This window comes from Microcystis sp. M_QC_C_20170808_M3Col (assembly GCF_007095505.1).
GTDB lineage: Bacteria > Cyanobacteriota > Cyanobacteriia > Cyanobacteriales > Microcystaceae > Microcystis.
In genome coordinates, this window is record NZ_SFBY01000467.1 from 1 (window position 1) to 9650 (window position 9650).

Sequence of the window (9650 nt, forward strand, 5' to 3'; positions counted from 1 at the left end):
TTATAGATGATTTCCTGACCTAAGATCACATTTTATTCTTTTTTCCACTTCAATCTAAGAATTGAGAAAAAAGCAAAACCTTATATTATACCATAAAAAAATTATGCAAGAGGTCTAATCAAATTCTCCTGCTTTAAAACCATCAGTAAATCTGATTTTACGTCGATCATCAGATAGTTTATATCCCGTTAGTTTATACTCAACGGAACGGCTATGTTTTTTGAACCGAGGAAAACCCTTTTTTCCCGGTATCTTAGCCTGACAATTCTGGTAAAACCTAGTAATTGATTGCCAGGCTCTATCAGCAGCCGATTGACGAGCTTGAGAGTTTAATTTATTAACCCAAGGGGTTTCTTTATTGTTAGCTAGTACCGCACAAAGCTTTTGGAGGTCATTGCGGGTTGTTCCTTTATTTTCTATCCAATAACGAACACAAGAATTACGCACAAACTGAGAAGTTCTGATAGCTTCATCGAGCCGGTGATATTGCTCTGGTGTTCCGTTTTTTAGCTTTGCTTCTACGACTAGCATCTAACAATCCACGACCATTGGCTAAATTAGGTATAACACAGTTTACCCACAGATGGTGGAATTAAATCGATGCTCCGCGGTTGATATTCTGGTCGGATTTCATCCCCCGCTAATTTTGTTGAGTATCTTGTCGAAAAATGTAGCGGGGGCATTCATCCGACATTTTAGGTAAGATAGTTTTAACGATTGCCTGTATGTAAAGGGGTATATTAATTTTATGACAGCTACTAGCACAATTCCCGATTTTTGTCAAGGGATAAAATATTTTGGGGCTTCCTTACCCGAATTTGATAAATATGCAGGAAAAGCCGCTATCGCTGAGGGAAAAACCGCTATTATTGCCGCTAATGACCCGAATGCTATCTATCAAACCCTCCTAGCCGCCGATGCTTTGCGTTACCTCACCCTACAAATCACCGCTACCAAAGAATCGGGACACCCTGGCGGTTTTGCCAGCGCTGCCGACGTGATTGCCTCTTTGATGATGTTAGGCCAGAAAAATATTTTCACCGAAGTGGGCCATCATGCCCCCGGTTTTTATAGTAACGTCTTTCTCGATCGCTCTCTCGAAGCCATGGGCATCGGCAACGTCAGGGAATTGGGAGAACGTTTTCGGGAAAAACACGGACTTTTAGGGCATCTTTCTGGACAAATCCCCGGACTGCTCGGGCCGGCCGGTCCTTTGGGCCAAGGACAACATTTCGCCATGGCGGCGGCCAAATTACACCCTAATACCCTTTTCCCTGTGACTATCGGGGATGGTGGTTTAGGAGAACCGTACATTATGAGTAGTTTTGGTCATTTTCACACTGCTTACCCTGAAATTACCAATTTTCTGCCGATTTTAGTTTGGAATGGCTATTCCCAAGAACACCATAGCATGGTGTCCCTGAAAACTAACGCCGAAATGGAAGCCTATTGGCGCGGTAATGGTTTCGAGGAAGTGATTTTAATTAATGCCAAAGACTTCGATGATGCTAATCAAAATGGGGAATATGTAGATAGCACCAAATTCTCTTTTAACCAGCGTCTGGAGTTCATGAAAGCGGTGTTAATGGCCACGGATAAAGCCGCCCAATTAGCTTTAGGAGGCCAACTAACGGTGATCATTATTAAACAACTTAAAGGGGCGGGAGTTCACAAACGGGGAGCGGCTTCCCATAATCTTTATCCAGGAGATTCTTTAGAAAAAGATTATATCGTTACTGCCTTACAAGAACGCGCTTTACCCCCTGAAGCTTGGGCAATTGTTCGTACTAATTTCGAGCGCTCTGGAGGCGGTCCGGCAGTGGAAACAGTGGTGACGGAAAAAGTCTTCCCGCTGCCAGATTTAGGAACCTTACCGATGACCGAATATACTGTGGGTGGTGATAAAAAAGTGGCCACCACTGCCATGGGGGAATTAGTGGTAGCTGTGGGTAAAGCTGACCCCAATTTTGTTGTCACTAATGCTGATGGTAATGCCGCTTCGGGAATTAATAATATTAACGTCGGTTTAAAGATTATTCACCCCACCAGCGATGATACCTATTTCCAAGCACCTAACGGTCAAGTTTATGAGCCTTTAAGCGAGGATGCCTGTGCTGGATTAGCCGTCGGTTTATCTCTCTTGGGAGGGCGGACTTTATGGTGTTCCTACGAGTCTTTTGCTATCAATGGTTTACCGATTTGGCAGACTGTAACCCAAGCGATGGCCGAGTTACGTCGTCCCACCCCTTCTACTATTACTTTATTCACCGCCGGAGCCTTGGAGCAAGGGCGTAATGGTTGGACACACCAACGCCCAGAGATTGAAAATTATTTCGCCGCTATGATGCGAAATGGTAATATTTTCCCGCTCTTTCCCTGCGATGCTAACAGTATTCAAGTCTGTTATGAATGGGCGTTAGGAACTATCAATAAAGGCATTACAATCACCGCTAGTAAATCGCCTTTACCAGTACGAACCACTTTTGAGCAAACCCGTCAAGCTTTAGAAAAAGGCGGCGTAATTCTCCACGAATCGGAAGGCAGTAAAAAAGTCGTTTTTGCCGTCATTGGCGATATGACTTTATTACCCGTCTTTGAGTCTGCACAACAGTTAGAAGCAGCGGGAATCGGTGTAAAAATCGTCTCGGTAATTAATCCCCGTCGTCTCTATCGTCCTGGCGATGTGATGAGTGAAACTAGCTCGGCAGCTGATAATAATTTCCTCGATGATGCTGGTTTTGACAGTCTCTTTGCCGGTGATGCTTTAATCGGAGTAACCGGTGGTACAAGCGCCATGTTAGAACCGATTATGTTACGCAGTAATGCGCGTCGGGATGTCTTCGCTTGGAAACGGGGAGAAACCACCGCCAGTGCTGGGGAAATTATGGCCTATAATGGCTTAACTGCCAATGCTTTAACTGCGCGTGCTACCCAGTTATTAGGTTAAGTTCCCAGTTAGTTTTTTTTGATTATTCCCTACTCTCTCTGATTGGAAAGTAGGGATTTTTTCCTCAGGTCACTTTCGCCAACGGGATAAACTTTTAATCATTTTCCATAGGCGAGGATATTGGAGGGATAGATAGCGTTTAATATGGGATCTTAAACTAACTAAATCCTGAGATTCTTTCAGTTCTCTATCTTGATAAAAACGAATTAAATCATCCCGTCTTTTCAGTAAAATTTTAATTTGTTGGTAATCTTCTGAGCTTAAAACTTGATGGGGTTGAATATTTTCTGGCAGCGGGCGCGGGATGTAAAAAGTTGTATGAGATGGTGATAATTCCTGGTCCGGACGTTCTTTAGTATAGAGATAGATAGAAAGAGATTTACGCGATAAATGCCGTTGATTTTCTGGTAAATTAATCTGAGAAAATCCATGCCATGAATATTCATTGGTTTCAAAAATAACACAACGATTAAAGATAGGTAGAAAAGATTTAATCTTATTTTCTTCCGGTTGACGAGGATTGGAATGTAACTCTAGATTCCCTCCCCAATCTGCTTGCCATTGGGGATTTAAATAGATTAATAAATTCAAGCGGCGATGATACCAATGACGCTCATCGAAGTTAAAATCAATGTGAGGGTCTAATTCTTGACCGTGTAAATTTTCGTGGGTTCCACCCCCATAAAAACTAGGGTCTGGAATTAAATTATCGACACCGGTTAATTCGGAAATTAACTCTAAAAACTCTTTAGCTTGAACGTAGCGGCCAAACTGTTGATAAATACCCCCTAAACCGATTAAATCCTCATTAACCGCCTTGCCGCCAACTTTTCCTAACTCACTAATGGCTTTTTGCGGATTAAAACTCGGAAAATTTTCCAGCAAAATTTGCGCTTGCTCCCCAACTAAAAAATTATCGATGACCAAATGCTTAAACGGTTGCGCTGTCTCAAAATCTTGACGATAGACAGAAGATTTCTCATAAACAGGGGGATTAATAAACATTAGACAGCTTTTTTGTTGGTATGATAAATTATAGCAATCAAACTAGCAAAATAAAGATTAACTCTCCTATTGACCTAATCGCCTATGGACTGGTGGCACAAACTCAAAGATAATCCTCTCGCCCGTTGGGGAGCAGTTTTACTGTTAATCTTCTATTTAAGCGTAATTGCGGCGGATTTTGTCGCTCCCTACTCTCCCTACTCCTCCCAACCCGGTCAGTCTCTCCTACCCCCCACTCAAATCTTTTGGCGCTCGCAGTCGGGAAGTAACAAGGGTGAGTGGATTGGCCCCCACGTCTATCCCACCACTCAAAGTGCTATTAATATAGAAACTGGTGAGCGGAAGCTAATGAGAGATTTTAACAAACCCTTGCCGCTGCGTCTCTTGGTTAAGGGTGAAACCTATAATTTAGGTCAAATTCGCCTACCTTTGCCGCCAAAATGGGAGGAAGTAACTTTATTCCCCGGTATCCCTTTTGATCTCCATCTGTTCGGAGTCATCGGCGATGGTAGAATCAATATATTGGGAACTGACGAATCGGGACGCGATAGTTTTAGTCGCTTGATTTTCGGGGGCAGAATTAGTTTATTTATCGGTTTGGTCGGGATTTTAATTTCTTTCCCTATCGGTTTATTTGTCGGTGGCGTTTCTGGCTATTTTGGCGGTTGGTTAGATGCGATTTTAATGCGTTTTGTGGAAGTTTTAATGACTATCCCCGGCATATATTTACTCGTGGCCCTAGCGGCAGTTTTACCCGCAGGATTAACCAGCACCCAGCGCTTTTTATTAATCGTCCTGATTACTTCTTTTATCAGTTGGTCGGGATTAGCGCGGGTAATTCGCGGTCAAGTTTTATCCCTGAAAGAACAGGAATTTATCCAGGCCGCTAAAGCTATGGGAGCAAAACCCCTTTATATTATTCTGCGTCATGTGCTGCCCCAAACTGCCAGTTATATCATTATTTCTGCTACGTTAGCTGTGCCGGGGTTTATCGTGGCCGAATCGGTTTTAAGTTTAATTGGTTTGGGAATTCAACAACCAGATCCTAGTTGGGGAAATATGCTTTCTCTGGCTACCAATGCCTCAATTATTGTTCTACAACCCTGGTTAATTTGGCCAGCTGCTTTGTTAATTATTCTCACCGTTTTAGCTTTTAATTTACTCGGTGATGGTTTACGCGATGCCCTAGATCCTCGCAATTTAGAGAGATAATTTAGTTATTTTAGCCATTATCAGTGAACAGTCTCCCCACTTCCCCACTTCCCCACTTCCCATTATGAATAAAATCAGTAAAACTTTTAATAATTTCGCCGATAGTTTGGTGATTTATAGTCAAAGATACGGGGAAATAAGCTGGTTAATATTTTTAATTATCTTTGCTTTTATCATGACGATAACCTTTAATTTTCCCGCACAATCGACCAATAAAACCCAAGAAAAAACCGAAATTCGTGGAGTTTGGTTAACTAATATCGATAGTGAAGTGTTATTGAAACCGGAAACCCTAAAAGATGCCCTTAATAGGTTGGCTGATTTAAACTTTAACACTATTTATCCCACGGTCTGGAATTGGGGTTATACACTCTATCCTTCTAAGGTAGCAGAAAAAGTTACGGGACGAGCGATCGATCCCCATGAATCTTTAAAAAATCGCGACTTTTTAGAGGAAATAATTAGCCAAGGTCATCGGAAAAAATTAAGAATTATTCCCTGGTTTGAATTTGGTTTTATGGCTCCTGCGGATTCAGAATTAGCAAGACGACATCCCGATTGGTTAACCCAAAGACAGGATAAAAGTGTGATTTGGTGGGAAGGAAAAGTGCATCAACGGGTGTGGTTAAATCCCTTACATCCGCAAGTAAAAAACTTTATTACGGATTTAGTCAGCGAGATTATTACTAACTACGATATAGAAGGAATTCAGTTTGATGATCATTTTGGTTATCCCGCCGATTTTGGCTATGATGAAACCACGATTAAACTCTATCAAAGGGAACATTCGGGACAATTACCACCGCAAGATTACCAAGATAAAGCATGGATTCAATGGCGGGCCGATAAAATTACTGACTATATGAATAGTTTAGCCCAGACGATTAAAAAGCGCCAACCTACAGCGATTATTTCCCTATCTCCTAATCCCTACACTTTCTCCCTAGAATCCTATCTTTTAGATTGGCAAAAATGGCAAGAAAAAAACTTGATTGATGAGTTAATAGTACAAGTGTATCGAACTGATATGAACGCCTTTGACTGGGAATTATCGCAACCAGAATTACAGCAAGCTAGAGAATCTATCCCCGTGGCTATTGGGATTTTATCTGGTTTAAAAGGTCGTCCGATTCCGATGGTTAATATTACTCAACAAGTGGAAAAATCGAGACAACAAAATTTTGGTGTTTCTTTCTTTTTCTACGAAACTTTATGGAATATCAGCAATGAATCTCCTTCCTATCGACGCAGGATTTTTCGGGAAATACTCCAGTCTGCTAATCCTAGCTAAAATTGCTGACTTTAAGCGAAATTATCGCCCTAACCCCGCTATAGTTTCTTAAGTTTATCTTTAAACTAAGAAAAAGCAGCCGGGAGAAACTAAAATCGCTAGAATGAAAGAAGACTCTCTTTTATCACTTTATCCATGCTGATCAGATCTAACCGAAGCTCGATCGCTAAACCTATTTTACTGTTTCTTGGCTGCCTTGTGATCGGGCAGTTGGGGATATTAGTGGTAGCCAATAGCCTCTGGTTTACCGAGATGGGTTATTTAAACACTTTCCTGAAGCAATTATCTTGGCAACTGGGATTAGGTTGGGGAAGTGCGATTCTTTCTCTACTCTTTATTTTTACTAATTTACGTTTAGCCCAGCGTTTTCGTTGGCAAAAACCCCGGGAAGATAGTTATCCTCTTAGTTCTCAATCTCCTAGTATTAATTTACTCGGTCTTTTGATTATCGCAACGGGAATTGGAGCTTGGATCGGGTCAATGTTATTGTATTACAGTAAACTAGCCCTCAGTCTCTGGACACCAGATTTTAATCTCCCTAACCTTAGTTCTTCCCTAAGTTCTCCTCTGGAAATAGTTTGGATTAGGCAAGTATTAACCGATATTTCCAGTAATCTGTGGCAAGGGGTAATTATCGCTCTTTTAGTCTTGGGATTATTAATTAAAACCGAGTATTTTTTGCGAATAATATCTATAGTATTCACTGTAATGCTATCTCTTATTATTGCTGGGCAGTGGGCGAATTTTTTAAAATATTTTTATGGTGTTCCTTTCAATATTAACGATCCTCAATACGGGAATGATTTAGGTTTTTACATCTTTCAATTACCCCTGTGGCAGTTACTAGAATTATGGCTCGGTGGTGTGGGAATATATACTCTTTTTGCTGTTAGTTTAACCTATCTTTTTTCGGCCGATAGTCTTTCTCTGGGAACATTTCCGGGGTTTTCCCGTCCGCAACTGCGTCATTTATACGCCCTGTGGAGTGGGTTAATGGGGCTGCTAGTATTACACCATATTATTCAGCGTTACCTGCTACTTTATTCTCCCGAAGGAGTAGTTTATGGTGCGGGTTATATCGATATTCATGTTGGCCAATTTATTGAAATTATTCTGGGAACTATTGCAGGAATAACCTCTATATGGTTAGGAGAAAAAGCATTATTTGGTAAAATAAACCGTCGCAAATTACACAAAACTACCAGGAAAAAGTTGGTATTTTCTCCCTACTTAGTTCCTGTATTTCTCTATTTAATTGTTTGGACAAGTGGCACAATTATCAGTGGAGCATTACAAAAAATAATCGTACAACCGAATGAATTAGTGAGAGAAAGACCCTATATTGAAAGAAGTATTCAATCCACAAGAGCAGCTTTCTCCTTAGATAGAATTGATGCCCAAGTTTTCGATCCACAGGCCGAATTAAATGCCGAAGTTTTAGAGAGAAACCATCTAACTATCGATAATATTCGTCTTTGGGACACCAAACCACTGCTAGAAACTAACCGACAATTACAGCAAATTCGCTTATATTATAAATTCCCCGATGCTGATATTGATCGCTATAGGGTACGAGTAGGACTGCCTGAAAAAATCGAGGAACGTCAAATATCTGAAAAACAACAGACCATTATTGCCGCTAGAGAATTAGATTATAGTGCGGTTCCCACTTCTGCTAATACTTGGGTGAATAAACATCTCGTTTATACCCACGGTTATGGGTTCACTCTTTCCCCGGTTAATTTAGTGGCTGCCGGGGGTTTACCCTACTATTTTGTCAAAGATATCGGCACAAATAAAGACGAAGGGGCCCTACAAACCTCTAGCGAATTAATTGATTATAGTATTCCCATTGGTAAACCCCGCATTTACTACGGGGAATTAACTAATAATTATGTGATGACTCCCACCACCGTAGAAGAATTGGATTTTCCTAGCGGGGATGGAAATGTCTATAACACCTACGATGGTAAGGGAGGAATCCTAGTGGGGACGGGGTGGAGACGTTGGCTATTTGCCCTTTATCTGCGGGATTGGCAAATGTTATTTAGCCAAGATTTTACTCCCGAAACTCGCTTATTAATGCGTCGTGATATCCAAAATCGCGTGCAAACTATCGCTCCTTTTTTAAATTATGATCGCAACCCCTATTTAGTAGCGGCAGATGTGGGGGATAGTAGTAGTAAATTACATTGGATTATTGATGCTTATACTATCAGCAATCGCTATCCCTATTCTGACCCGGGGAAAGATAAATTTAACTATATTCGCAATTCGGTCAAAGTGGTAGTGGATGCCTATCATGGAACGGTGAATTTCTATGTTGCCGATGAAAATGATCCAATCATTCAGACCTGGAGTAAAATCTTTCCTCATCTCTTTAAATCTTTAGCAGAAATGCCAAAAACTATCCGCAGTCATATCCGTTATCCCGAAGATTTATTTAGTACCCAAGCGGAAAGATTATTAACCTATCACATGACCGATCCGCAAGTATTTTATAATCGGGAGGATCAATGGGAAATTCCCCTAGAAATTTACGGCACGGAACCCCAGGCTGTATCACCCTATTATTTAATCATGAAACTGCCCGATTCCGACAAAGAAGAATTTATTCTCCTCCATCCCTATACTCCCTCTAGTCGGCAAAATTTAATCGCTTGGTTAGCAGCGCGTTCAGATGATAGAGAGTATGGTAAGTTATTGCTCTATCAATTTCCTAAACAAAGGTTAGTGTATGGACCGAATCAAATTGAGGCTTTAATTAACCAAGATCCAGATATTTCTCAACAGATTTCCCTTTGGAATCGGGACGGTTCTAAAGTTTTGCAAGGACACCTATTAATTATTCCCATTGAACAATCTCTGCTTTATGTAGAACCTTTGTATCTAGTGGCAGACCAAAATAGTGTCCCGACAATCGCTAGAGTAACAGTTGCTTATCAAAATAAAATTGTCATGGAACCAACCTTGAAGGAAGCTTTAGAAAAGCTATTCTCAGGTCATCAGAGCTAAATTGCCGCTAATTGGCCACAAATTAGCAAGAAAGCTGATGTTGGTTCCAGAACAATCCTCCATATCCCCGAATTTGCCCAGAAAATTGCCTGCTCTGGTTAATCAGCCAATTTTAAAATCCAGTATCATCAAAGGATTGAGTTATGCTTTTAATTAGAAAAGTGGGCAATTAATTCTGTG

The 9650-nt window shown here is 40.9% G+C and carries 5 protein-coding genes and 1 pseudogene; 4 read left to right on the forward strand and 2 right to left on the reverse strand.

The features are described from left to right. Positions 1-117: 117 nt before the first annotated feature. Positions 118-531 (reverse strand): annotated as a pseudogene (locus tag EWV84_RS21725) (RNA-guided endonuclease TnpB family protein); the annotation flags it as partial. A gap of 217 nt (positions 532-748) precedes the next feature. Here EWV84_RS21725 and EWV84_RS21730 point away from each other — a divergent pair. After that, positions 749-2947, forward strand: coding sequence for a phosphoketolase family protein (locus tag EWV84_RS21730; protein ID WP_287080006.1), 2199 nt, complete (start codon positions 749-751; stop codon positions 2945-2947). Between the two features lie 69 nt (positions 2948-3016). Here the strand turns inward: EWV84_RS21730 and EWV84_RS21735 are convergent, their stop codons facing one another. Next, positions 3017-3952, reverse strand: coding sequence for a 2OG-Fe(II) oxygenase (locus EWV84_RS21735; RefSeq protein ID WP_287080007.1), 936 nt, complete (start codon positions 3950-3952; stop codon positions 3017-3019). Positions 3953-4036: 84 nt separating this feature from the next. Here EWV84_RS21735 and EWV84_RS21740 point away from each other — a divergent pair, with 84 nt between their 5' ends. The 3 genes from EWV84_RS21740 (at position 4037) to EWV84_RS21750 (ending at position 9470) form a co-directional block, all read left to right on the forward strand. Next, on the forward strand, positions 4037-5164 hold the full coding sequence (locus tag EWV84_RS21740) for an ABC transporter permease (protein ID WP_287080008.1): 1128 nt from the start codon (positions 4037-4039) through the stop codon (positions 5162-5164). A 64-nt stretch (positions 5165-5228) separates the two neighbouring features. Further along, positions 5229-6455: a glycoside hydrolase family 10-like protein gene (locus EWV84_RS21745; RefSeq protein WP_287080009.1), complete on the forward strand. Its 1227-nt coding sequence runs from the start codon at positions 5229-5231 to the stop codon at positions 6453-6455. Between the two features lie 135 nt (positions 6456-6590). Further along, a complete protein-coding gene (locus tag EWV84_RS21750; RefSeq protein WP_287080010.1) occupies positions 6591-9470 on the forward strand; it encodes a UPF0182 family protein in 2880 nt (959 codons plus the stop codon). Positions 9471-9650: the final 180 nt, after the last annotated feature.